Origin of the sequence: Ensifer sp. R-19, assembly GCF_049905105.1 — a bacterium.
Classification (GTDB): domain Bacteria; phylum Pseudomonadota; class Alphaproteobacteria; order Rhizobiales; family Rhizobiaceae; genus Ensifer.
Genome location: NZ_CP184570.1, coordinates 2284650 through 2308446 on the forward strand (window position 1 = coordinate 2284650; position 23797 = coordinate 2308446).

The window sequence follows — 23797 nt, forward strand, 5'->3', positions numbered from 1 at the left end:
GTCATTCTTCCTGGTGGGCCATGGCGGCAAGCAGCGCCGTCTCGCTCAAATCCTTGCGCGGCAAGGTCGCCACGGACATACCGTCGCTGAGCACCGTTACGCGGTCGGCGGCGGCGAGAAGTTCCTCGAGTTCGGAGGAGATCATCAGCACGCTCAACCCCTCGTCGGCGAGGCTGCGCAAGAGTTTCAGGATTTCCGACTTGGCGCCGATGTCGATGCCGCGCGTCGGTTCGTCGACGATCAGCACCCGCGGATCGGTGGCGAGCCAGCGGGCGAGCAGCACCTTTTGCTGGTTGCCGCCGGAAAGCTCCTTGATCGGCTGATCGGGGGAGGTGCACTTGACACCGAGGGCGCGGATATAGCGGCTGACGATCTCGTGCTGCCGCGCGCGGTCGACGATGCCTGCCTTCTTGAGCTTCGGCAGCAGGGCCAGCGTCATGTTCTCGCGGATGCTCATGTCGGGCACGATGCCGTCGATCTTGCGGTCTTCGGAAACGAGACCGATGCCGTCGGCGATGGCATCCGCCGGTTCGCGGTAGGTGCGATCCTGCCCTTGCATGCGGATCGCGCCGCGGTCCATCTTGTCGGCGCCGAAAATCAGGCGCGCCGTTTCTGTGCGGCCGGAGCCGAGCAGGCCGGCAAGGCCCGAGATCTCGCCCTCACGTACGGCAAGGCTGACATCGCGCACGCGCACACCCGCGCCGGCCTTGTCGAGTTCGAGGCGGACGGGCCGTTCCAGCGCGTTGTCTTCGGGCGCGATCGCCTGGAAGGCGGCAAGTTCCTTGCCAAGCATGTGGCGCACCAGCGCCATTTTCGGCATGTCCGCCATCGGGCTTTTGGCCACGGTCTGCCCGTCGCGCATGATCGTCACGCGGTCACAGATTTCATAGAGTTCGTCGAGCCGGTGGCCGATGAAGATGACGGCGACGCCGGAGCGCTTTAGCGTGCGGATCGTCTCGAAGAGGATGGCGACCTCGCGCTCGTCGAGCGAGGAGGTCGGCTCGTCCATGATGACGAGGCGGGCGCTCTGTGTCACAGCACGAGCAATCGCCACCATCTGCCGTGTCGCGGCATCAAAATGTGCGACGGGACGGTCGACATCGATCGCAAGGTTGAAAGTCTTCAGCACGGCCTCGGCACCACGCCGCATGGCCGTATGGTCGATCATCCCGAAACGTTTCGGCTCGCGGGAGAGGTAGATGTTCTCCGCCACAGACCGCTGCGGAGCGAGATTGATTTCCTGGTAGATCGTCGCGATGCCGGCTGCCTGCGCCTTTGCCGGCATTGCGAAGTCGACATCGTGGCCGTCGAAAGTGATGCTGCCTTCGTCCCGGCGATAGACGCCAGTCAGGATCTTGATCAGCGTTGATTTGCCCGCGCCGTTCTGGCCGACGAGCGCCATGACCTCCGCCGCTTCGACTTCAAGCGAGGCGGACTTCAGCGCCGGCACTCCGGCGAATGCTTTGGAAATGCCCTGCATGGACAGAAGCATGGGTCTCCTCCCTATCTTCGCCATCCGCCGCCCCTCTGCATGTTTCCCTTAATCGTAGCCGATTAAGGGATAAAAACATGCAGCAATTCAAAGCGCTACAGCGACCTTTGCGCGTCCGATAAGACGCGCGGCGCTGTAGAGGGTGAGCGCTCTCAGCCTACACGTGAACCGGCCGAAGGTCATGCCTGGCACTGTCGCGGTCAAAAAACCGGCCGATGCGGTTGTTCCGATCGGCCGGCATAGGCTCGGGAGATGGTATCAATAGGCGTTGGCGAGTTCTGCGGCCGCATTGGAGGCGTCGTAGAACTTGTCGTCGTTGATGATCATCGGGTCGATTTTTTCGCCCTTGGCGTAACGCATCATTGTCTCGAAGGCCTTCGGCCCGAAGCGCGGGTTGCACTCGACGACCGCGGCGATCTTGCCATCGACAACCGCCTGCACGGCTTCCTTGCCGCCATCGATCGACAGAACGAGAACGTCCTTCCCGGGCACCTTGCCGGCTGCTTCGAGCGCGGCAATCGCGCCGATCGCCATCTCGTCATTATGGGCGTAGATCACGTCCGCATCGGGATGGGCCTGAAGCAGGGCTTCGGCCACCTGCCTTCCCTTGTCACGGGCGAAGTCGCCGGTCTGCGAAGCAACGATCTCAAAGCCGCCGGCCGCCTTGATCGCCTCGTCAAAGCCCTTCTTGCGGTCGTTGGCGGGCGACGACCCGGTCGTGCCTTCAAGTTCGATGATCTTCGATTTGCCGTTGGCGTTCTTCACCAGCCACTCGGCGACACGTTTGCCTTCCTCGACGAAGTTCGAGCCGATGAAGGTCAGATAGTCTTCGCCGGCCTTGGCAAGCGACGGATCGACGGAACGGTCGAGCAGGATCACAGGGATGCCAGCCTTCTTGGCGGCCATGACGGCGGGGATCAGCGGTTTTTCTTCGCGGGGCGCGAGGAAGATCACGTCGACGCCCTGCGCGATCATCGAGTTGACGTCGGCGACCTGTTTGGCGGCGGAGCCGGCGGCATCCGTGTAGACGAGCTGGAACCCGAGCTTCTCGGCCTCGGCCTTCATGCTGTTCGTCTGGGCGATGCGCCAGGGATTGTTGGATTCGGTCTGCGCGAAGCCGACCTTGTATTTGTCCTTCTGCTCAAGCTTCGGCACTTCGGCGATCGCGACACCCGCAAGGGCGAGCGCGCCGACGGCCGTTGCCGCAAGCATGAAGGTGCGACGGGAAATCGTGGTCATAATCGGGTTCTCCTCCCAGATTGGCCGGTGCTTCTCTACCGGACATGAGCGTTTTTGCGCTTCACATCGTCAAATCTTGCGCTAATAATATTAGCAGTCAAGGCAAAAAATTATGAGCACTTGCAATAGCCCGCGTGCAGTGCGATGCACGCTCGACTGCATGTTTCCTTTGATCGGAACCGAGGACAAAAACATGCAGCAATTCAAAGAGCTACAGCGACCTTTGCGCGTCTCATAGACGCGCGGCGCTGTAGGGTGGAGAGTACGCATGGCCAAGGGAAACGGGCGGAATCTGGATAAAAAGGGCGAAGGGCGCCCAACGATGACGGATGTCGCCAGGATAGCTGGTGTTTCCCAGTCAAGCGTCTCTCTGGTGCTCAATGAGATGTCGGGTTCGCGCATCTCCCAGGAAACGCAGCAGAAGGTGCGCGAGGCTGCTCATAAAATAGGTTATAAATTGCCGGCCACCCGCGGCGCGGTTGCAGCGGCCCCCGCCGTCGAAAAAGACACGATCGCCTTCATCGTCGACGAAATCTCGACCAGTCCGCACCCGGTCGTCAGCCTCGACGGCATCCGCGACTATGCCTTCGAGCAGGGCATGCTGGTGTCGGCGCATGTCACTCGCTCCAACCCGGAGCTCGAAGAGGCGGTGCTGCGCTCGGTGCTGAGAGATCCCTCGATCGCCGGCGTCATCTACGCGACGATCTTCACCCGCAAGGTTGCCGTGCCCAAGGCGCTGGCGCCGCTTCCGACCGTGCTTCTCAATTGCTACTGCGATCCGCGCCAACATGTGGCGGTCGTGCCGGGCGAGGTCGCCGGCGGTTTTGCCGCCACGGCGCATCTGACGGCGCTCGGTCACAAGCGCATCGGCTTCATCAATGGTGAAAGCTGGATGGACGCGGCCATGGACCGCCTGAAAGGCTATAAGCAGGCGCTCGCTTCCGCCGACATCGCCTTCGACGAGACGCTTGTGCGCGATGGCGACTGGCTGCCGCTACGCGGTTACGAGGCTGGGCTGGACCTGCTCTCCATGCCGAACCCGCCGACCGCTATCTTCTGCGGCAACGATCTTATGGCGATCGGCGCGATGGAGGCGGCACAGGAGAAGGGGCTTCGTGTACCCGTTGATCTCTCGGTCATGGGCTACGACGACCAGGAACTGGCGCGCTACACCCATCCGCCGCTCTCGACGCTGGTACTGCCCAACTACGAGATGGGACAGAGGGCCGCCGAGATCCTGATCGACATGGCGATCCACGGAAAACACATGCGTCCGATGACCATAAAGGTCGACGGGCCTTTGGTGGTTCGCGAAACCACCTCCGGTTGGCCCGTCCGGGCCGCGCAGGCAAAGCGATAGAGCGGCGCAACACTTTCGGGAAACAAGGACAGAGCGTCGTTAGTCGTCTGCTTGGTTGGCATAGGCGGCGATGTAGGCTTCCGTTAGCGCCTCTTCCAGCGGGCGACCCAATCGATAGGGAGAAAGCGTCTCGGGCCGCACGACGCCGTGCGGCAAGCGCGAGCAGGGTTCGGGTGCGCCCAGAACGGTGTGCACGGGAAGGCGCTCCGCATAAACAGGCAGATCGTAGTCCTCCTCATCGTCGGCGATACCCTTGGCCCTGATCTTTGCCGAGGCCCGTTCGATTTCCATGACGATGACAGCGGTCGCCTTGATCTCTTGAGCAGTGCTCTGGCGCAGCGTCGCGGTGCGGTCCGGAAAGAGCCGGTCCACCATCATCGTCAGGGCACGCAGTTTCTCCTCCTGGTCCTCGACCAGGCGGGCGGTTCCGAAAGCCATGACCGAGCGGTAATCGGCCGAATGGTTGAAGCCGGAGCGGGCAAGCACGAGGCTGTCGAGGTGTGTGACGGTCAGGCAGGCCGGCTCGCCCGCGGACAGGTTGCGCAGCATGCGGCTGGCGCTGCTGCCGTGCCAGTAGAGGTGCCGCCCTTCACGCCAGAAGAGCGTCGGTGTGCAGAAAGGTTGGCCGTCGATGACATAGGCGACGTGGGCGAGTGCCGCCGCGTCGAGCAGCCTGTGCACCGTCTCGTGGTCGTAGAAACCACGATCATGGCGGCGCTTGACGCGGTTGACCGTATCGACGGGGTAGGCGGGCGTGGAATGTTCGGTCACGGCTGGTTCCTTTCAGGCTTGCATCCTGAAGGTTCGCATGAGCAGACTGGTTTGAAATAGGTCCACTTTCGTTAGCTTCATGCCAACCACTTCTCTTCCAAGACAGGGATCGGCCTTCCCGCCGATCGAACTCGATCGCTCGATTCGCAACCAGGCGCTTCGGGTCCATAGTGGGTTACGTGCCGCCATCGTCGACGGCTTGCTGGCGCCCGGCTCCCGTCTGCCGTCGAGCCGCGAGCTGGCCGCCCAACTTGGCATAGGCCGCAATATGATTGTTGCGGCCTATGAGCATCTCGCGAGCGACGGGCTGATCGAGGCCCGCCACGGCTCGGGCACCTATGTCTCGTCCAGCCTGCCGACACCGCCATCCGTTGCCGCGGCGCCGGATATCCCGCTGGCCTTTGGCGGCCGGCCGCCCTTCGCTCTCGGCCAGACCCATGTGGAGCCGGCTTTTGTTGCACGGCTGGCTGCGGCCACCCGGCGCCATATCGCGGAGGCGAGCGTCGACGACCTTGCCTATGGCGACCCGCGCGGCAGCTTGCACTTGCGCCGACAGATCGCAGACTTCCTGGCCGTCAACCGAGGCATCCGCTGCGATCCAGGCTGTGTGGTGATCGTCAGTGGCACCCAGCACGGGCTGAGGCTCTGCGTCGACGCACTGCTTGCGCCCGGAGATTGGGCTTGGGTCGAAGAGCCCGGCTATGGCGTGTCGCGCTCGACACTCATGGCAGCAGGTGTGCGGCCTGTGCCGGTGCCGGTCGACGGGGCAGGGATCGATGTTGCAGCGGGTCTTGCGCGAAACCCTCTCGCCAGGGCTGCCTATGTCACCCCTTCGCACCAGTTTCCGACCGGCGTGAAAATGGCGATGGACCGACGTGCGGCGCTGATCGAATGGGCTGACGCGACCGGCGCCTGGATCTTCGAGGACGACTACGACAGCGAGTTCCGCTATTCGGGTCCACCACTGACGGCGCTGGCGGGGCTTGCGCCGGACCGTGTCGTCTATCTCGGAACCTTCGCCAAGACGCTGTTTCCGGGGTTGCGGCTGGGTTACCTGGTGCTGCCTCCAGAAGCATTGGAGCGGGTCCTCAAGCGGCGCGCCGCCTTCGACCGGTTCATGCCGGTTTTCCTGCAGAACGCCGTGGCCGATCTCCTGGCGGATGGTTCGGTCGCGTCCCATTTGCGCAAGAGCCAGAGGCGCTATCGTGTCGCCCGTGATCAACTGGCTGAAATTGTCAGCGTCACATCCCGGGCAACACTGTGCCCGGATGTTCCGGAGCAGGGCCTTCACATGATCGTCCGTCCGCGCGACGGGCTCGCGCCGGGCCTGTCGCAATTGATCCGGGCGGAAGCGAAAATCGACGCGGTTCTTCTATCCGAAACCTTCATGCAGCGAAGCGATGCCGAAGGCCTCATCCTCGGGTTCTCAGGATATGAAACCGGTGCGCTGCGGGCGGCAGCCACGCTCCTGGGAACCACCGCGCTCAAACTGGTCGACGGCTCTCGGTGGTGACCACCCCGCGCGACACCGTCAAATAGTGGGCAACACGGCTCTTACGTGGTCCGCAAGCGCCATCACCGCGGATGACGGGCGAGGCTCGGCAAATTCGAGCGCGATGCCGATCGTCGGGAGCTTCGGCAATCCGGCCGAAATGATGTGCAGATCGGAGGGAACGGCGGTTCGCGTCAGGACGCTGATCGCATGGCCGGATCGGGCAAATGCGATGAGACCGGCAAGGCTGTTGCTCGCAAAGGCGACGCGGTACCGGCGATTGACCGCCTCCATAGCGTCACAGGCTGCCCGGTAGTCGAGTGTCGTCGGGGCTGACAAGGCCAGGGGCAGAGCCACACGGTCGAGGATCTCCGGTTCTGCAGCCTTGCCGACCCACACGAAGTCTTCGGTACGAATGACCTCGCCGTTTGAAGCATCGGCTATTGAAACGAGCGCCAGGTCGATTTGCCGCCGCAGCAACATGGGGCGCAGTTCCGTGGTCGGTGCGCAGACCATACGCAATTCGACCTCCGGGTGCTGATCGAGAAAGCGCTCGATGATCCCGGGAAGGAAAGCGATCGAATAGTCTTCCGGACAGCCCAGGGTCACGGAGCCTTTGAGACCTTTGCCTTCCATCTCCGCCAGGATCTCATCGTGCCCGGCGAGAAGATGTTCGGCATGGGCCAGCAGCTTTTCGCCGGCCGCGGTCAGCCGCACGCCGGATCCGGTGCGATGGAAGAGCGCCTGCTCGAGAAAGTCCTCCAGCCGCTGCATTTGCATGCTGAGCGTCGATTGCGTTCGCCCGACCTGCTGGGAAGCAAGGCTGATTGAGCCCGTCCGCGCGATGACGGCGAAATTTCGAAGCAAGGCAAGATCGAGATTTCTCATGATATCAAAATATCCAATATCGGAGCGGAATACTATCAATTTGCCTGAGGAAGAAATGCCCGCTAGCCATTGAGAAAAGCCAACGAGGAGCAATCTGATGTCGCTGAACTCCGACCCTGCCTTCTGGGCCTCCGCCAACAAACACCTCACGCGCTATGGTCCCGGTTTCGAGGCGATCATCGTGGAGCGCGCGGAGGGAAGCTTCGTCTATGATGCGGACGGTCGCGCCGTTCTGGATTTCACCTCCGGACAGATGAGCGGTGTTCTCGGCCACACCCACCCTGACATCGTTGCGACCGTCGACCGGCAAATGCGGACGGTCGCCCATCTCTTCAGCGGCATGCTGTCGCGGCCCGTCGTCGAGCTCGCCACGCGCCTTGCCGCGCTTGCGCCGGGGCTCGACCGGGTTCAGCTTCTGACAACGGGCGCTGAGTCGAACGAGGCGGCCATTCGCATGGCGAAGCTGGTGACCGGCGGCCACGAGGTCGTCGCCTTCGCGCAGAGCTGGCACGGAATGACGGGGGCCGCCGCCTCGGCGACCTACAGCGCCGGCCGAAGGGGATACGGTCCTGCCGCTGCCGGCTCGTTCGTAATCCCGGCGCCGAACGCCTACCGGCCGCGGTTCACCCACCCGGATGGGAGCAATGATTGGCAGACGGAACTCGACGATGCCTTCTCGTTGATCGACCGGCAGTCGACGGGCAGCCTCGCGGCGTTCATCGCAGAACCGATCCTTTCGAGCGGAGGGATCCTCGAACTTCCGCCGGGCTACCTCGCCGCGCTCAAGCGCAAGTGCGAGGAACGGGGCATGCTGCTCATCCTCGATGAGGCCCAGACGGGAGTTGGCCGGACCGGGCATATGTTCGCCTTCCAGCGTGACGGCGTGACGCCCGACATTCTCACCTTGTCGAAGACATTGGGCGCCGGGCTGCCGCTTGCCGCCGTCATGACGACGGCGGAGATCGAGCAAAAGGCCCATGAGAGAGGCTTCCTCTTCTACACTACCCATGTGTCGGATCCGCTGCCAGCGGCAGTCGGCGTAACGGTGCTCGACGTGGTCGAACGTGATGGCTTGGTCGAACAGGCGATCGCGCGCGGCGAGCGGCTGCGCAAGGGTCTCCTGTCGCTACAACAAAGGTTCGAATGTGTCGGCGATATCAGGGGACGCGGCCTTCTCCTTGGGCTCGAAGTTGTCGCTGATCGGCAGACGAAGGCTCCGGGCTTCGATCTGGGTGCCAGGGTCATGGAGGAGGCGATGCGGCGCGGTCTCAGCATGAACATCGTCAAGCTTCCCGGGATGGGCGGCGTCTTTCGCATCGCTCCGCCACTGACGGTGTCGGACGGAGAGATCGATCTTGGGCTGGAGATCCTGTCGGCCTCCATCGACGCTGCCATGCGTGCTGGCTGAATGCGCGCGTGCGCAGATTTTGTTGGTCACCCCAAGATACCGTCTAACCCGCATCGGAAGCCTGGTGCGGGTTGGCCTGTCCCGCTGGCAGGTTGAGGCATGGCGCCAAAGCCATCGTGGATACGATCCTGTGGCCGAAAGGCGCGATCCCGCCATCCCGGTTTCGTTGACGTCGCGCGCATCGCCGTCAAATACGCTCTTGGCGGCTGGATCCGAACTCGCAGGAAACATAACTCCCCGATTATGATTTTGGCCCCATATTTCATTTTTACATCACCGTTTGGCATGGCAAGTTGACGCCTATCAAATCAACGGGGTTTGTGAGGACGATGCGGGTTCGGGAGCGATCGGCGTCGCAGGGAGGAAACATGAAACGGATGATTCTGGCTGCGATCGCGGCTTTGGCAATGAGCGGCGCGGCCTATGCCGACACGATCAAGATCGGTGTTGTCGGGCCATTCTCCGGTCCGTTCGCGCTTCAGGGCAAGAACTTCAAGGCCGGCATCGATGCCTATATGGCGCTGAACGGCAGCAAGGTCGGCGACGACGATATCGAGATCATCTATCGCGACGTGCCGCAGGCCGATCCGGCCCAGGCGAAGGCGCTGGCACAGGAACTGGTGGTCAAGGAAGGCGTGCAATATCTCGCCGGCTTCTACTTCACGCCGGACGCGATGGCGGTAACGCCGCTGCTCACCCAGGCGAATGTGCCGCTCGTCATCATGAATGCGGCAACCTCGGCGATCGTCACGAAGAGCCCGCTCGTCGTGCGCACCTCGTTCACCACATGGCAGACCTCGACGCCGATCGCCAAGGTCGCGAAGGACGCAGGCGTTTCCAAAGTGATCTCCGTCGTCAGCGATTACGGCCCGGGCGTCGATGCCGAGAACGCCTTCAAGGCGGGTTTCGAGGCGGCCGGCGGTCAGGTCGTCGAGGCGATCCGCATGCCGCTCGCGACCAATGATTTCTCGCCGATCATGCAGCGCATCAAGGATTCGGGCGCCGAGGGCGTGTTCGCCTTCCTGCCGTCCGGTCCGACGACGCTCGGTTTCGTCAAGGCCTTCAAGGAGAACGGCCTGAAGGACGGCGGCATCAAGTTCTTCGCCCCCGGCGACCTGACGCAGGAATCCGACCTGCCGGCACTAGGCGAAGCGGCGCTCGGCATCCAGACGACCTTCCACTACGCGGTTTCGCATGACTCGCCTGAGAACAAGGCCTTCGTCGAAGCAGCCGGCAAGGCGATCGGCAACCCGGCCGAACTCTCGTTCCCTTCGGTCGGTGCCTATGACGGCATGCACGTCATCTACAAGATGATCGAGGCGACCGGTGGCGAGCAGGATGCGGCCAAGGCAGTGGAGGCCGTAAAGGGTCTCTCCTGGACGAGCCCGCGCGGCCCCGTGACGATCGATCCGGAATCACGCCACATCACGCAAAACATCTACCTGCGCGAAGTCGCCAAGGCTGATGACGGCACCTACTACAACAAGGAAATCCAGACCTTCGAGAAGCAGGGCGACCCCGGTCTCGCTGCGCTGAAGTAGGCAGGTTGGCGCGGGCGCACAGCGCCCGCCGACACCGATGATGCGCTGATCGGCGGCGCCCATGAACGAAGCCATGTGCCCGCCCCGCGACGTCACAGTGCTGGCGCAGGAGTAGCGCTCCGCGCATATAATGCGCCCCGAATCCGGCGCAGCAAAAACTGGAAGAAAGGGCACGGATAGCCCCATGCAAACCGTCCTCAGCATTGCGATCGATGCCCTTGCCTATGGCATGGTGCTCTTCGTCATCTCCATCGGCCTTTCGGTGACCATGGGCCTGATGCGCGTGGTCAATCTTGCGCACGGCGCCTTTGCCATGATCGGTGGCTACATCGCCTCCTATGCGGCGCGCGATCTTGGCCTTGCCTATGGCTTTGCCGTGCTGCTTGCGATCTTCGGCACCATCGTCATTGCCGTGCCCATCGAACGACTGCTCTACCGGCGCATCTATGGCGCGCCGGAACTGACCCAGGTGCTGATGACCATCGGCATCACCTTCTGCATCATCGGCATCGCCAACTACGTCTTCGGCCCGACGTTGAAGACGGTGCCATTGCCGAGCGAATTGCAGGGATCGGTGGATCTCGGTTTCCGGGCGATCGCCACGCACCGCATCTTCGCAATCGTCTGCGGCCTCGCGGTTGCCGCCGGCCTCTGGTACGCGATCGAAAAGACCGCCCTTGGCGTGAAGCTGCGTGCCTCGGTCGACAATGCGGCGATGGCTGCCGCCCTCGGGGTGCGCACGGAGATCGTCTATGCCGTGAGCTTTGCGGTTGCCGTCGGGCTCGCCGCCTTCGGCGGCGTCGTCGGCGCCGAGTTGCTTCCGGTCGAGCCCTATTATGCGCTGCGCTACATGGTGACCTTCCTGGTCGTCGTCTCCGTCGGCGGTGCCGGGTCGATCCCGGGTGCGCTCGTCGCCTGCCTGCTGCTCGGCGCGATCGATACGACCGGTCGCTATCTCATGCCGGAATTCGGCGAGTTCTTCTTCTATCTGGCCGTGATCGCGATCATCTGCGTCTTTCCGCGCGGGCTCGCCGGGAGGGCCAAGGGATGACCATGACGACGACGAACGACATGATTGCCGCATCCCCAGCGCGCCGGCGTTTCGGCGGTGGAGACCTCATCGGCTTGGCGATCATCCTGCTGGTCGCGGTGATCGGCTATTTCCTCTTTCCCAACAATCTGGCGCTTCTGACCCGGATCATCGCCGCAGCACTTCTGGTGCTGTCGCTGGATCTCGTCACCGGCTATTGCGGCGTCGCGACGCTCGGGCACGCTGCCCTCCTCGGCGCCGGCGCCTATGCAGCGGGTATCGCTTCGGCGCATTACGGCATCAACGATCCGCTGGCGATGCTGGCCTTCGGCATCGTGGCCGGCGCGGTGGCTGGGCTCGTCTGCGGCGTCGTCATCCTGCGCGCTCACGGTCTTCCGCAATTGGTTTTGTCGATCGCGCTTATCCACCTTTTCCACGAGTTCGCCAACAAGGCATCGTCCTGGACCGGCGGTAGCGACGGCCTTTCCGGGATCGCGCCGACGGCGCTCCTCGGCCTCTATGAGTTCGACCTCTGGGGCCGCACGGCCTACGTCTTCGGCGTCGTGTTGCTCGCCATCGTCTTCTTGCTGTTGCGGCTGATCGTGCGTTCGCCCTTCGGCATGCTGTGCCGTGGCATCAAGGAAGATCCGGTCCGCATCCGCTCCATGGGCGCGTCGCCGAAGATCGCGCTGACGAAAATGTATGTCATATCCGGCGCCGTTGCCGGCGTCGGCGGCGCGCTGAACGCGATCTCAACCCAGGTCGTCGGCCTCGACAGCCTCTCCTTCAACATGGCGGCGGAGAGCCTCGTCATGCTCGTTCTCGGCGGCACCGGTTCGCTGTTCGGCGCACTCACCGGCACGGTCGTCTTCATGTTCTTCGAAGATGTTGTCTCGGCTGCCAATCCGTTCCATTGGCTGACGATGGTCGGGGCGCTGTTGATCGCCGTCGTGCTGTTCGCGCCGAAGGGCCTCTATGGCACCGCCGCCGCTCTCGTTGCCCGCCGCCGGGAGGCCAAATGATGCAGCCGATCTTCGAAGTCCGCAACTTGAAGCGCGCCTTCGGCGGGCTTGCAGTCACCAATGATGTCAGCCTCAGCATGGCGCCGGGAGACCGGGTGGCGCTGATCGGGCCGAACGGCGCCGGCAAGACGACGTTCGTCAATCTCGTTACCGGTAATCTTCGGCCTGACTCCGGCGAAGTGCGCATTGCCGGCGAGCCCGTGACCGGCGTCGACGCCATCGGCCGCGTGCGGCGAGGCCTTGTCCGCTCATTCCAGGTGACGCGGCTTTTTGCCGACATGACGCCAGCTGAGCACGTTGCGCTTGCCGTGCTTCAGCGCGACGGTCGTGCCGGCCGCCTCTTCGGCAATTTTCTCGGCATGCCCGATGTCATGGTCGAGGTCCAGGAACTTCTCGGCAAGCTCGGTCTCAAGGAACTGATGCACCGCAAGGTGAGCGAGATTGCCTACGGGCAGCAGCGTCTCCTGGAGCTTGCCGTTGCGCTGGCACTGAAGCCCAAGGTGTTGCTGCTCGATGAGCCCGCCGCCGGCGTGCCGCAAAGCGATACCGGCCGTATCGAGCAGGCCCTGGCCGATCTGCCAGCCGATCTCGCCGTGCTGATGATCGAGCACGACATGGATCTCGTCTTCCGCTTTGCCAAGCGCGTGATTGTTCTGGCTGCGGGCGCGATCATCTTTGACGGTTCGCCGTCCGACGTGACGAAGGATCCACGTGTGCGGGAAGCCTATCTGGGGAGCTATGCCAATGCCAGCCACGCCGCTTGAGGTGGAAAACCTGTCCGCGGGCTACGGTCCGACGCGCGTGCTCGAAGGCGTGTCCTTTGCCGTTCCGGCGGGCGCCCGCCTTGCCGTTCTTGGCCGCAATGGCATGGGCAAGACGACCCTGCTTGCGACGCTTGCCGGCCAGACGCGGCGCTATGACGGACGCATCCGCATGGGCGGTACCGATGTGACCGCGCTGCCGAGCGCCTCGCGCGCCATGCAGGGTCTTGGTTTCGTGCCGCAGGCGCGCTGCGTCTTCCCGACGCTGACCGTCGAGGAGAACCTGTTCGTCGGGCTCAAGAACCGTCCGAAGAGCGCCATCCAGGAAGCCTACGACATGTTTCCGCGGCTTCACGAGCGGCGAAGAAACCTCGGCAGCCAGCTTTCCGGCGGCGAGCAGCAGATGTTGTCGACGGCGCGCTCGATCCTCGGGCGGCCCTCGATCCTTCTGCTCGATGAACCGCTGGAGGGGCTGGCACCCGTCATCTGCGAGGAACTGATGAAGGCCTTTGCCGAACTGGCGAAGACCGGCGGCATGACCATCCTGCTGGTCGAACAACGGATCCAGAGCGCCCTCGACTTTGCCGATCAGGTGATCGTGCTCGAGCGCGGGCGCATCGCCTGGAGCGGAACGCCGGATGCGCTCGCCAAGGATCATGGCGCGGTTGAGCGGCTATTGGGGGTCGGCGGCCTTCATTGATCGTCCGACGCGAATCTTTCCTGGTTGAGCTTGTCCACGCCGCGGTGGTGCGGGCAGGCAAAAGCGATGTCGAAAACTTAACTAAAGTACCAGTTCCGGAAAGGTGAATTTAGCAACGACTCCTCTTGTAAAGGTTGTGCGCGCAATGGTTGCGAATTGCCCAAATGCGCTACGCCGGGCTGGACTTTACAAGGAGGGAAGTATGTTTGGTGGCATAGGTAAGGCGGTCAGCTCGATCGCAGTGACGAAGAAGATCCCGTTGCAGAGCATCAGCATGGCGCAGTTGAACGCCGTGAAGAATCTGCCAAGCGCCCTGACCGGCCGGAGCGGACTGCCGGGATTGGGTGGTCTCCTCTCCACGTTCTCAAGTGCGGATTTGTTGGCAAACAGGAACATCACGGCGAACCCTGCGCTGCGAGACGCTCTTCTGGCCCTGCAGAAGCAGGCAGGGAACGGAAACGCAAAGGCCGTTGCCAACGCATACTCGAAATTCTGACCGGCGCAAGGCAGCGCCGACGGGGCTCTCATGCGTCGGCGGCGTTGCCTGCTACACGGCGTCGCGCACCCTTTCCCAAGCGTTCATCAGGTGGCGGCCGAGCACCTCGGAAAGCTTTGCCTTGTTACGGGCTTCGAGCGCCACGACCATCTCCTCATGTTCTGAGACGGCCGCGGCCCATTTTTCCGGCCCCTCGTGGCCGATGAAGCGGATGCGCTTCAGCCGCGTCTGCAGAACGGCATGCATATCGGCCAGCGCAGCATTTGCTGCGAGCTGAACGATCGCCGAATGGATCTGCTGGTTGAGCTTGTAATACTGCAGCCGGTCGCCGGCCTTGTAGCGCTGGACCATCTCATCGTGCAGCGCGCGCACCTCGGCGATGCCGGCATCGCTTGCCGCCTCGCAGGCGAGCTTGCCGGCGAGTTCTTCCAGCGTCTGCAGGACCGTCAACATGTCGTGCACGTCCTTGGCGCTGAAGCGCTTGACGACGGCACCGCGGCTCGGAACGAGCTCCACCAGCCCTTCGCTTGCCAGATACTTGATGGCCTCGCGTAGCGGCGTGCGCGACACGCCCAGCTGTTCGCCAAGCTGACCTTCGTGCAGGCGGGTTCCGGGCAATAGATCGCCTTCAATGATCATATCGCGCAGGTGGCTGACCAGCGTGTCGTGCAGCGCCGTGCGCCTGATCGGACCAGGGCCGCCATCCGGCCGTCTCTCCAGAGATGTGATTTCGTTCATTGTTTTTCTTCTGCGTCTGGCGACAGGGCGTCGACCGTCTGTTCCCGTTCGCGCCGATTGAATCAGCGCTGTCTCATTAAAGCATGGAGATCGGCTCTTCCGTCGTCAACAGAAAATGCTGCATACAGAATACAAAAGACTTGATGCAGAATTTTGAATAACGTATGACAGCGATCGGAAGTATGAAGCGGAGGACATCTCACATGACGACCAACGGTGTTGCCGGTAACGGCGCGCGTCCTGTCATCGCGCTCGCCATGGGCGATCCGGCGGGTATCAGCCCGGAACTCACGGCAAAGCTGCTGGGGCTTTCCGATATCCGCGAAGCCGCGCACATCATCACCATCGGCGATCGCCGGATTCTGGATGAGGGCGCAAAGGCTGCAGGCGTTACGCTCGACCTCGAGCCTTCGACCCTCGAAGACCTCGACAAATCAGGAACGTCGCGTCACGTTTTCGTCGATCTCGCACACCTCGATCCTGCTGACGTGGTTCGCGGCGAGGCGACGCTCGCCGGCGGGACTTTCGCCACCCGGAACTTCCGCACGGCGCTCGAGTTGGCGCAGACGGGCAAGGCCGACGCCGTCTGCTTCACGCCGTTCAACAAGAAGGCCATGCGCTTTGCCTATCCGGGCTATGACGACGAGATCCGTTTCGTCGCAGACGTTCTCGGCTTCACCGGCAAGGTTCGCGAGTTCAACGTCCTCGAGAAGGTCTGGAATGCCCGCGTCACCTCGCACATTCCACTCAAGGACGTGGCTGACAACCTCTCGGTCGACAGTATCATCGCCGAGCTGGAGCTGACCCGGGCCTGCCTCACGGAGGCGGGTTATGAAGAGGCGAAGATCGCGGTTGCCGGTCTCAACCCGCACGCCGGCGACGGCGGCAGCTTCGGCATGGAAGAGATCGACATCATCGAACCGGCGGTCGAAAAGGCGAAGGCACTCGGCTTCAACGTCGAGGGACCTTTCCCGGCCGATACCGTTTTCGGTCGCGCGCTGAAGGAAGGCTACAACGCCGTCCTCACCATGTATCACGACCAGGGCCAGATCGCGATGAAGCTGATGGGCTTCGACAAGGGCGTGACCATGATGGGCGGCTTGCCTTTCGCGCTCTGCACGCCGGCCCACGGCACGGCCTACGACATCGCCGGCAAGGGCATTGCCGACGTCGGCGCCAGCCGCGAAGCGCTGCTGCTCGCCGTGCGCATGGCGAAGAAAAAGGCGGCTCTCAAGGCTGCCGCCTGATTTCGCACGCTTTCACGCAATAACGGCGCAGGAGGAGGTCTTGCGCCACAGAACCACAAAACGGGAGGACCCGACTTGAAGAATACCGTCTCCATCGCATGCATCATGGCAGCCGTCTTCGGCGTTGCTGCTCCGGCCGCAGCCTTCGAACCCGATCGCCCGGTTGAATTCGTCGTCACGGCAGGTCCCGGTGGCGGCACCGACATCTTCGCCCGCACGATCCAGGCGATCATCGGCAAGTACGAGCTGATGAAGGCTCCGGTCGTCGTTACCAACAAGGGCAGCGCCGGCGGCGCCGAAGGTTTCGTCTACACGGCGACCAACAAGGGCGACGCTTACAAACTCGCTTTCGGCACGAACAATGCCTACCTGCTGCCGGTTCGCGCCAAGGTGCCGTACAAGGCTGAAGACCTGACCCCGGTCGCGGCGCTCGCTTCCGACGAATTCGTTCTCTGGGTCAACGGCAAGGCCACCTACAACACGGCGGCCGACTTTGCGGCCAAGGCGAAGGAAGGCGGCCTGAAGATCGGCGGCAGTCAGTCCAAGGACGTCGACCAGATCCTCACCTCGATGATCAACGAGGTGACTGGTGCTACGATCAACTACATCCCGTTCAAGAGCGGCGGTGAAGCGGCCGTCCAGCTTGCCGGCGAACATCTCGACGCCAACGTCAACAACCCGAGCGAAAACCTCGGCCAGTGGCAGGCCGGCATGGTCAAGCCGCTCTGCGTCTTCAAGAGCGTCAAGCTTTCGAACGACGCCAAGGTCGCCGGTGACAAGGGCTGGAGCGATATTCCGACCTGCAAGGAATCGGGCATCGCCATCGACAACTACTCGATGCCGCGCACCGTCTGGCTGCCGGCCGGCGTTGACCAGGATGTGGTCAAGTTCTATGCGGACCTGATGCGCAAGGTTTCGGAAACGCCGGAATGGGCGAAGTACCTCGCCGACACCTCGCAGTCCCCCTCCTACATCGCTGGCGACGATTTCAAGGCCGCCATCGAGATGGACGGCGCTGCTGTCGGCGAAGTGCTGAAGCGCGAAGGCTGGCTCGCCAACTAAGGGCAGGACATTGAGGCGGGTGCCTTCGGGCACCCGTCATTCGCTTTGAAAGGTCACGATCATGAGCGAGAACGGTGCGAATGGGGTCTCCCGCTTCGCGGTTGAGCTTGGCGTTGCTGCGCTGACCGGCGCCTTTGGCGCGGCGGTCTGCTACGGGTCCCTCGATATCGGTGCGGGATGGACCGAATTCGGGCCGGAAGCCGGTTATTTTCCCTTCTATGTCGGCCTTCTGATCCTTCTCGGAAGCGCCGTGAATGCGATCCACGCTTTCGTCAAGCATCGCGGCACGGGTGAGATCTTCATCGACGGTCACCGTGCCAAGGTGGTCTCGTCGTTTCTGTTGCCGCTGATCGCCTTTGCCGGCGTTTCCGCCTGGCTCGGCCTCTATGTCGGCACGGCGCTCTACATCGCCGGCACGATGCTCTTCCAGGGGCGCTACAAATGGTGGATCGCGTTGCCGTCCGGCGTCGCCGTTTCGCTGTTCTTCTTCATCGTATTCGAGATCGGCTTCAAGGTTCCCCTGCTCAAGGGACCGGTCGAGGCCTGGTTCGGGATCTACTGATCCCGACCGCCCACGCTTTCCCGGGAGGAATGACATGGAAAATATCGGTCTTCTGATCGATGGCTTCGGCCACATCCTCAGCTGGAACCATATCCTGCTGATGATGGTCGGCGTCACGCTCGGCATTCTCGTCGGCGTGCTGCCGGGCCTCGGCGCGCCGAACGGCGTGTCGCTGCTGTTGCCGCTGACCTTCTCGATGGATCCGATCTCCGCCATCATCCTGCTCTCCTGCATGTACTGGGGCGCACTCTTCGGCGGGTCGACCACATCGATCCTCTTCAACATTCCCGGCGAACCTTCGTCGGTCGCGACGACCTTCGACGGCTATCCGATGGCGAAAGCCGGGCAGGCAAGCCGGGCGCTGACGCTCGCCTTCGTGTCTGCCGGCATCGGCGCGCTCGCCGGCGTCGTCATGATCACGCTGCTCTCCGGCTGGGTCGCGAACTTCGCGCTTCGCTTTTCGTCCCCGGAATATTTCGCGGTCTATTTCCTGGCCTTCGCCAGCTTCATTTCCATGGGTGCGCAATCGCCGTTCAAGACGCTCGTGTCGATGATGCTCGGCTTTGCGCTTGCCTCCGTCGGCATGGACACGATCTCCGGTGACCTGCGGCTTACCTTCGATATCCCGACCCTGATCAAGGGCGTCAGCTTCCTGATCGCCGTCATGGGCCTCTTCGGCATCGGCGAACTCTTGCTGACCACGGAAGAAGGCCTGCGATTCGAGGGCATCAAGGCGCGCGTCAAGCTCGTCGAGATCGGCCGCACGTTGATCGAGATCCCACGCTACTGGTTCACGATCCTGCGCTCGACGATCATCGGCATCTGGATGGGCATCACGCCTGCCGGCCCGACGGCGGCCTCTTTCATGAGCTACGGCGTTGCCCGTCGCTCGGCGCGCGACAAGTCGAAGTTCGGCAAGGGCGATCCGCGTGGCGTCGTGGCACCGGAAACCGCCGACCACTCCGCCGGTACCTCGGCGCTGCTGCCGATGCTGGCGCTCGGCGTTCCCGGCTCGGCAACGGCCGCCGTCATGATGGGCGGCCTGATGATCTGGGGTCTGACGCCCGGCCCGATGCTCTTTACCGAGCGGCCGGACTTCGTCTGGGGCCTGATTGCCTCGATGTATCTCGGCAACGTCGTCGCCGTGTTCCTGGTGATCGCCACCGTGCCGCTCTACGCCTCGATCCTGCGCGTGCCCTTTGCGATCATTGGCCCGATTATCGTCGCCGTCATCTTCTCCGGCGCCTACCAGGTGGCAAACTCGGTCTCCGACATCTTCCTGGTCATCGGCTTCGGCGTGCTCGGCTATGTCTTCAAGAAGCTCGAGTACCCGCTGGCGCCGCTGGTGCTTGCCATGGTGCTCGGCGACAAGGCCGAGGATGCCTTCCGCCAGTCGATGCTGCTTTCAGGCGGCACCCTCGATATCTTCTGGTCGAACCCGCTGGTTTCCTCTCTGATGGCGCTCGCTCTTGCACTCCTGCTGTCGCCGCTTGTCTTCGGGCTGATCGGCCTGGTTCGCAAGCGCAAGCATAATGCGGATGCCCCGCATGGTGACGGCAGCGCGGCGGCTTGACGGAGCCGCCGCACCCCCAACATCCAGAGACGACGAGGAAGGTCATGGCGAACACATCGCGCAAATGGACCCGTGAAACCTGGCCGATCGCGGCCGCCATGATCCAATATCCAAACGTGCTGGCCGACGGCAGTTCGGTGCAGGAGCAATCGGTCGAGCAATGGGCAGAAACGCTCGCCGATGTGGTCGATGCCGGCTTCACCGAACTCGACCCCACCGACAGCTGGATCCGGCTTGCTGACCTTTCGCCGGATCGGCTCGACAGCTTCGTCAAGCTCGCCCATGACCTCGGCCTCACCATGCCGGCGATCTCGACTGCGCGGCGCAGCGTGATCGACCCGGAGCATGGCGACGAGTATCTTGCCTACGGCCACCGGGTCATTGAAACAGCGGCCGCCATCGGTGCGGGCTCCGTTTCCTTCGGCTTTTTTGGCCCGCTGACTGACGCGCAGAAGAAGGCGCTGTGGTTCTGGACCGTCGATGGCGTCAAGAACCCCGACGAGCCCGCCACCTGGCAGAAGGCCGTTCAGCGTATTCGTGATCTTGGCCGTCATGCCGAGGAACTCGGCATCGAGCTGGCGCTCGAAATGTACGAGGATACCTATATCGGCTCGGCCGACAGTGCCGTGCGCTTCGTCACCGATGTCGGCTTGCCGAACGTCGGCATCAATGCCGATCTGGGCAACCTCGTTCGCCTGCACCGTCCGGTCGAGCACTGGCAGCAGATGATGGCCAAGGTTGCTCCCTTCGCGAAGTATTGGCACGTCAAGAACTACTACCGCACCGAGGACGAAACGTCGGGCCTGATCGTTACCCATCCTGCGCCGCTGGAGTTCGGTGTGATCAACTACCGCGCCGCGATCCGAATGGCGCTTGCCCACGGCTTCAACAGCCCGTTCCTCTGCGAACATTACGGCGGCGACGGCCTCTCCGTCAGCGCTGCCAACCGGGACTATCTGAGGCGCATTCTGCCTCGCGAATAAGGGAAGAGACGCGATGACCACAATCTTTGACGCACCGGAAGAGTTCGCCACGACCGCGCTTGCCGGCTTCAGTTCGATTTACGCGCGCAACGTCCGTCTCGTGAAGGGCGGTGTCGTTCGCTCGACCCAGGTGCCGAAGGGCAAGGTCGCTGTCGTCATCGGCGGCGGCTCCGGGCACTACCCCGCTTTTGCCGGCTATGTCGGCCCGGGCATGGCGGATGCCGCCGTTGCCGGCGATGTCTTCGCTTCTCCCTCGACCGCGGCCGTTGCCCGCGTCTGCCGCCAGGCCGATCAGGGCGGTGGCGTGCTGCTCGGTTTCGGCAACTACGCCGGTGACGTCCTGAACTTCGGCGTCGCTGCCGAGCGCCTGCGCGCTGAAGGCATCGACGTGCGCATCGTGCCGGTGACGGACGACGTTGCCAGCGCTTCCGCTGAAACGCCTTCCAAGCGCCGCGGTATTGCCGGCGACCTCGTGGTCTTCAAGATCGCGGGCGCTGCTGCCGAAGCCGGCCTTAACCTGGATCAGGTCGAGCGCGTCACTCGCCTTGCCAACGACCGCACCGTTTCTTTCGGCGTGGCCTTTGGCGGCTGTACGCTTCCGGGCGCCAAGGCACCGCTCTTTGCCGTGCCGAAGGGCGAGATGGCGCTTGGCCTCGGCATCCACGGCGAGCCGGGCATCTGCGAAGAAAAGATGGTTTCGGCGAGCGAGTTCGCCAAGCTTCTGGTCGGCAAGCTGCTGGCCGAACGCCCGGCGGATGTCCGCAAAGTTGCGCCTGTCCTGAACGGTCTCGGCTCGACGAAATACGAGGAACTCTTCGTGCTTTGGGTCGCGGTCGAGAAGGAACTGAAGGCGGCCGGCCTCGAGATCGTCGATCCCGAATGCGGCGAATTCGTCACCAGCCTGGACATGCAGGGCTGCTCGCTAACGCTGATGTGGCTGAACGATGAGCTTGAGACCTATTGGCGCGCGCCGTGCGATGCGCCGGTGCTGCGCAAGGGCGCGATCATCGCGGCCGAGCCCGCGACCGAAGAGATCAAGGTCGAGGACGGCCCGCAGATGTTTGCCCCCGCATCCGATGCTTCGAAGGAGAGCGGCAAGTGCATTGCCCGACTGATTGGCGAGATTGCCGAAGCGTTGAAGGAGGCGGAAGACGAACTCGGCCGTATCGACGCCTTCGCCGGTGATGGCGACCACGGTCAGGGCATGCGCCGCGGTTCCGCCGCAGCCGACGAGGCGGCAAAGACGGCGGTCGCGGCCGGCGCCGGCGCTGCAAGCGTCCTGGCAGCGGCGGGCGATGCCTGGGCGGATCGCGCCGGCGGCACGTCGGGTGCGATCTGGGGTCTGTTGCTGCGTTCGTGGAGCAATGCTTTCGACGACGAGACGGCGCCCTCGGACGCCACCATCGTCGATGGCGCACGCCGCGCCCTCGATGGCGTCACGCGCCTCGGCCGTGCACGCGTCGGCGACAAGACTCTCGTCGATGCGCTGGTGCCCTTTGTCGAAACCCTGGAGCGTGAGTTTGCCGCCGGCAAGCGTCTGATCGAGGCGTGGCAGGCTGCCGCCAAGGCCGCGACCGCCGCCGCAGAGGCGACTTCCAGCCTGACGCCGAAGCTTGGCCGCGCCCGTCCGCTCGCCGAAAAGAGCATCGGTCACCCCGACGCCGGCGCCGTCTCGCTGGCGTTGACGGCGCGAATTGCCGGCGGGTTCCTGCTGCAATCGGCGAAGGCCTGAGGCGCTCAACCTTCCGATCGGGTGGCCGCAGTGCCGCCCGTTCGTCTCTCTCTCTCTCTCTCTCTCTCTCTCTCTCTCTCTCTCTCTCTCTCTCTCTCTTTCCTTTCGCGCGCGCGAACCGCCCGTTTCTCGCCGAATTGCTCCCGTCGGTGCGGTTCTGGCTTCCGGGAGGGCGTGCCGATACCGTCGGCCGTGGCTTTTTCAACACAATCTCCGGTCATTGTTGGGAAAACCCCATCAATTTTCTCGGCTAACGAATATCTGCCACGGAATTGCCGGATCGCGGGCTATGGCTCGTCTTTCCTGCAGCGTGCGCTAAGTGCTTGAGTTCGTGTGCCGCCGGTTAACTGCCAATGATTTCTGAAGTTCCGAGAAGGAGACAAGAATGAAAAAGAGTTTTGCCGTGAAGGTGTCCGCAGCGTCTCTGGTTCTCGCTGGCGCGATGGCCGCAAACGCAGCCGATCTCGCGACAGTACAACCGCAACCGGAGCCGGACACCAGCAACGGCGTCAAGATCGGCTACCTCGATTGCAACATCGCCGGCGGCGTCGGCTATGTGCTCGGTTCTGCCAAGGAAGTCGATTGCGTCTTCCGCTCGACGATGGGGGCTGAGGCTTCTGACCATTACGCCGGCGCCATCCGCAAGATGGGCGTCGATGTCGGCTTCACGACTCAAAGCCGCCTGATCTGGGCCGTATTCGCGCCTACCGCTGGCTACCACCGCGGCTCGCTCGGTGGCCTCTATCAGGGTGCAACCGCCGAAGCGACTGTCGGCGCCGGCATTGGCGCCAACATCCTCGTTGGCGGCACTTCCGGTTCGATCCATCTGCAGACGGTCAGCGTGACCGGGCAGATCGGCCTCAACCTTGCGGCCACCGGCACATCGATGACGCTGACTGCCGTCAACTAAGGTCGTTATCGTCGGCCTGTTGACCCCTCCCGCAACTGGCTCGACACGATCGGATAAACGACAAGGGCACCGCGGCTCAGATTGGGCTGCGGTGCCTTTGCACTTGAACTGTTGCCATCCGCCGATTCCCGTTTAAGGAAGGCTGGTAGAGTTGTGCGCCGTAAGGGGCGAACGTCGAGGTTTGGATTGAACAAAAGCCTTTGTCTGGGCGTGGTTGCCCTTTGCCTCGCGTCCACGCCGCGCAGTGCGTTTGCCGAGTGGCTGGCGGTCGAGAAGGAAGCGCCCTATGTCATCGAAGGGCAGACGGGCGCGGGCCTTTATGCTTCGATCGGCGAGCGCGGGCCGAAGGCCGGAATTGGCCGGGCGATCGCCCATACCAATTTCAAGCTGACCTGGACGCGGAAGTACGAAGAACAGGCAGGCGCCTGCGTGCTGACGACGGCAAAGCCGAAGCTGATCATCACCTATACCCTGCCGAAGCCCGCGAAGCCTCTGCCTGCGGGCACACGCGAAAATTGGGACATCTTCATCGACGGGGTGCGCAAGCACGAACTCGTGCACGGGGATTTCATCAAGGAAATGGTGCGCGCGATCGAAGGCGCGACCTTGGGGCTCACCGTCCCCGATGATCCGAAGTGCCGCAAGATCAGGACCGAAATGACCAAGCGCCTCGGCGCGCTCTCGCAGGCACAACGCCAGCGCAGCCGCGACTTCGACCAGGTTGAGCTCACCGACGGCGGCAATATCCACCAGTTGATTCTGAGACTGGTGAACGGGCCGTAGATCGCCT

Annotated in this window: 22 protein-coding genes; 17 read left to right on the forward strand and 5 right to left on the reverse strand. The window is 63.1% G+C overall.

Annotated features, from left to right (window positions below; all coding sequences use genetic code 11):
* Position 1: 1 nt before the first annotated feature.
* Positions 2–1492: a sugar ABC transporter ATP-binding protein gene (locus ACN9MO_RS29785; protein WP_112997361.1), complete on the reverse strand. Its 1491-nt coding sequence runs from the start codon at positions 1490–1492 to the stop codon at positions 2–4.
* A 258-nt stretch (positions 1493–1750) separates the two neighbouring features.
* On the reverse strand, positions 1751–2731 hold the full coding sequence (locus ACN9MO_RS29790; protein ID WP_057251674.1) for an ABC transporter substrate-binding protein: 981 nt from the start codon (positions 2729–2731) through the stop codon (positions 1751–1753).
* A gap of 268 nt (positions 2732–2999) precedes the next feature.
* On the opposite strand from ACN9MO_RS29790, the gene ACN9MO_RS29795 reads away from it, so the two are divergent.
* Positions 3000–4091 (forward strand): LacI family DNA-binding transcriptional regulator, encoded by a 1092-nt coding sequence (locus tag ACN9MO_RS29795; protein ID WP_057251673.1) that lies wholly within the window; start codon positions 3000–3002, stop codon positions 4089–4091.
* Positions 4092–4130: 39 nt separating this feature from the next.
* Here the strand turns inward: ACN9MO_RS29795 and ACN9MO_RS29800 are convergent, their stop codons facing one another.
* A complete protein-coding gene (locus ACN9MO_RS29800) occupies positions 4131–4862 on the reverse strand; it encodes a pyridoxamine 5'-phosphate oxidase family protein (protein ID WP_057251672.1) in 732 nt (243 codons plus the stop codon).
* A gap of 79 nt (positions 4863–4941) precedes the next feature.
* Between ACN9MO_RS29800 and ACN9MO_RS29805 the strand changes: the two genes are divergently transcribed.
* Positions 4942–6375, forward strand: a complete 1434-nt coding sequence (locus tag ACN9MO_RS29805; RefSeq protein WP_057251671.1) for a PLP-dependent aminotransferase family protein — start codon at positions 4942–4944, stop codon at positions 6373–6375.
* 18 nt (positions 6376–6393) lie between these two features.
* On the opposite strand, the gene ACN9MO_RS29810 is transcribed toward ACN9MO_RS29805, so the two are convergent.
* The gene (locus ACN9MO_RS29810; protein ID WP_057251670.1) at positions 6394–7242 is read right to left on the reverse strand and encodes a LysR family transcriptional regulator; all 849 of its coding nucleotides are present in this window, start codon (positions 7240–7242) and stop codon (positions 6394–6396) included.
* Between the two features lie 97 nt (positions 7243–7339).
* Between ACN9MO_RS29810 and ACN9MO_RS29815 the strand changes: the two genes are divergently transcribed.
* The 7 genes from ACN9MO_RS29815 to ACN9MO_RS29845 all read left to right on the forward strand — a co-directional run bounded on the left by ACN9MO_RS29815 (position 7340) and on the right by ACN9MO_RS29845 (position 14200).
* Positions 7340–8650: an aspartate aminotransferase family protein gene (locus ACN9MO_RS29815; protein WP_057251669.1), complete on the forward strand. Its 1311-nt coding sequence runs from the start codon at positions 7340–7342 to the stop codon at positions 8648–8650.
* 368 nt (positions 8651–9018) lie between these two features.
* Entirely contained in the window at positions 9019–10191 is a 1173-nt protein-coding gene (locus ACN9MO_RS29820) for an ABC transporter substrate-binding protein (RefSeq protein WP_057251668.1), read from the forward strand.
* Positions 10192–10375: 184 nt separating this feature from the next.
* Entirely contained in the window at positions 10376–11242 is an 867-nt protein-coding gene (locus tag ACN9MO_RS29825) for a branched-chain amino acid ABC transporter permease (RefSeq protein WP_112997362.1), read from the forward strand.
* Complete coding sequence (locus ACN9MO_RS29830) at positions 11239–12243, forward strand: branched-chain amino acid ABC transporter permease (protein WP_112997363.1); 1005 nt, start codon at positions 11239–11241, stop codon at positions 12241–12243. The genes ACN9MO_RS29825 and ACN9MO_RS29830 overlap by 4 nt, the downstream gene beginning before the upstream one ends.
* Positions 12243–13007 carry an ABC transporter ATP-binding protein gene (locus tag ACN9MO_RS29835; RefSeq protein ID WP_057252085.1) on the forward strand — a complete coding sequence of 255 codons (765 nt, stop codon included), beginning with the start codon at positions 12243–12245 and terminating at the stop codon, positions 13005–13007. The genes ACN9MO_RS29830 and ACN9MO_RS29835 overlap by 1 nt, the downstream gene beginning before the upstream one ends.
* Positions 12988–13704: an ABC transporter ATP-binding protein gene (locus ACN9MO_RS29840; protein ID WP_057251666.1), complete on the forward strand. Its 717-nt coding sequence runs from the start codon at positions 12988–12990 to the stop codon at positions 13702–13704. The genes ACN9MO_RS29835 and ACN9MO_RS29840 overlap by 20 nt, the downstream gene beginning before the upstream one ends.
* Before the next feature lie 202 nt (positions 13705–13906).
* On the forward strand, positions 13907–14200 hold the full coding sequence (locus ACN9MO_RS29845) for a hypothetical protein (protein ID WP_057251665.1): 294 nt from the start codon (positions 13907–13909) through the stop codon (positions 14198–14200).
* Between the two features lie 51 nt (positions 14201–14251).
* Here the strand turns inward: ACN9MO_RS29845 and ACN9MO_RS29850 are convergent, their stop codons facing one another.
* On the reverse strand, positions 14252–14938 hold the full coding sequence (locus tag ACN9MO_RS29850) for a GntR family transcriptional regulator (RefSeq protein WP_057251664.1): 687 nt from the start codon (positions 14936–14938) through the stop codon (positions 14252–14254).
* 203 nt (positions 14939–15141) lie between these two features.
* Between ACN9MO_RS29850 and ACN9MO_RS29855 the strand changes: the two genes are divergently transcribed.
* From ACN9MO_RS29855 to ACN9MO_RS29890, 8 genes are all read left to right on the forward strand, one after another.
* Entirely contained in the window at positions 15142–16185 is a 1044-nt protein-coding gene (locus ACN9MO_RS29855) for a 4-hydroxythreonine-4-phosphate dehydrogenase PdxA (protein ID WP_112997364.1), read from the forward strand.
* Between the two features lie 75 nt (positions 16186–16260).
* Entirely contained in the window at positions 16261–17247 is a 987-nt protein-coding gene (locus tag ACN9MO_RS29860) for a Bug family tripartite tricarboxylate transporter substrate binding protein (RefSeq protein WP_057251662.1), read from the forward strand.
* 61 nt (positions 17248–17308) lie between these two features.
* The gene (locus ACN9MO_RS29865; protein WP_057251661.1) at positions 17309–17809 is read left to right on the forward strand and encodes a tripartite tricarboxylate transporter TctB family protein; all 501 of its coding nucleotides are present in this window, start codon (positions 17309–17311) and stop codon (positions 17807–17809) included.
* A 34-nt stretch (positions 17810–17843) separates the two neighbouring features.
* Positions 17844–19382 carry a tripartite tricarboxylate transporter permease gene (locus tag ACN9MO_RS29870; RefSeq protein ID WP_057251660.1) on the forward strand — a complete coding sequence of 513 codons (1539 nt, stop codon included), beginning with the start codon at positions 17844–17846 and terminating at the stop codon, positions 19380–19382.
* A 44-nt stretch (positions 19383–19426) separates the two neighbouring features.
* A complete protein-coding gene (locus ACN9MO_RS29875; protein WP_057251659.1) occupies positions 19427–20365 on the forward strand; it encodes a sugar phosphate isomerase/epimerase family protein in 939 nt (312 codons plus the stop codon).
* Positions 20366–20378: 13 nt separating this feature from the next.
* Entirely contained in the window at positions 20379–22097 is a 1719-nt protein-coding gene (locus ACN9MO_RS29880) for a dihydroxyacetone kinase family protein (protein WP_057251658.1), read from the forward strand.
* Between the two features lie 385 nt (positions 22098–22482).
* Positions 22483–23007, forward strand: coding sequence for a DUF992 domain-containing protein (locus ACN9MO_RS29885; protein WP_057251657.1), 525 nt, complete (start codon positions 22483–22485; stop codon positions 23005–23007).
* Between the two features lie 186 nt (positions 23008–23193).
* Positions 23194–23790, forward strand: a complete 597-nt coding sequence (locus ACN9MO_RS29890) for a DUF922 domain-containing Zn-dependent protease (RefSeq protein WP_057251656.1) — start codon at positions 23194–23196, stop codon at positions 23788–23790.
* Positions 23791–23797: the final 7 nt, after the last annotated feature.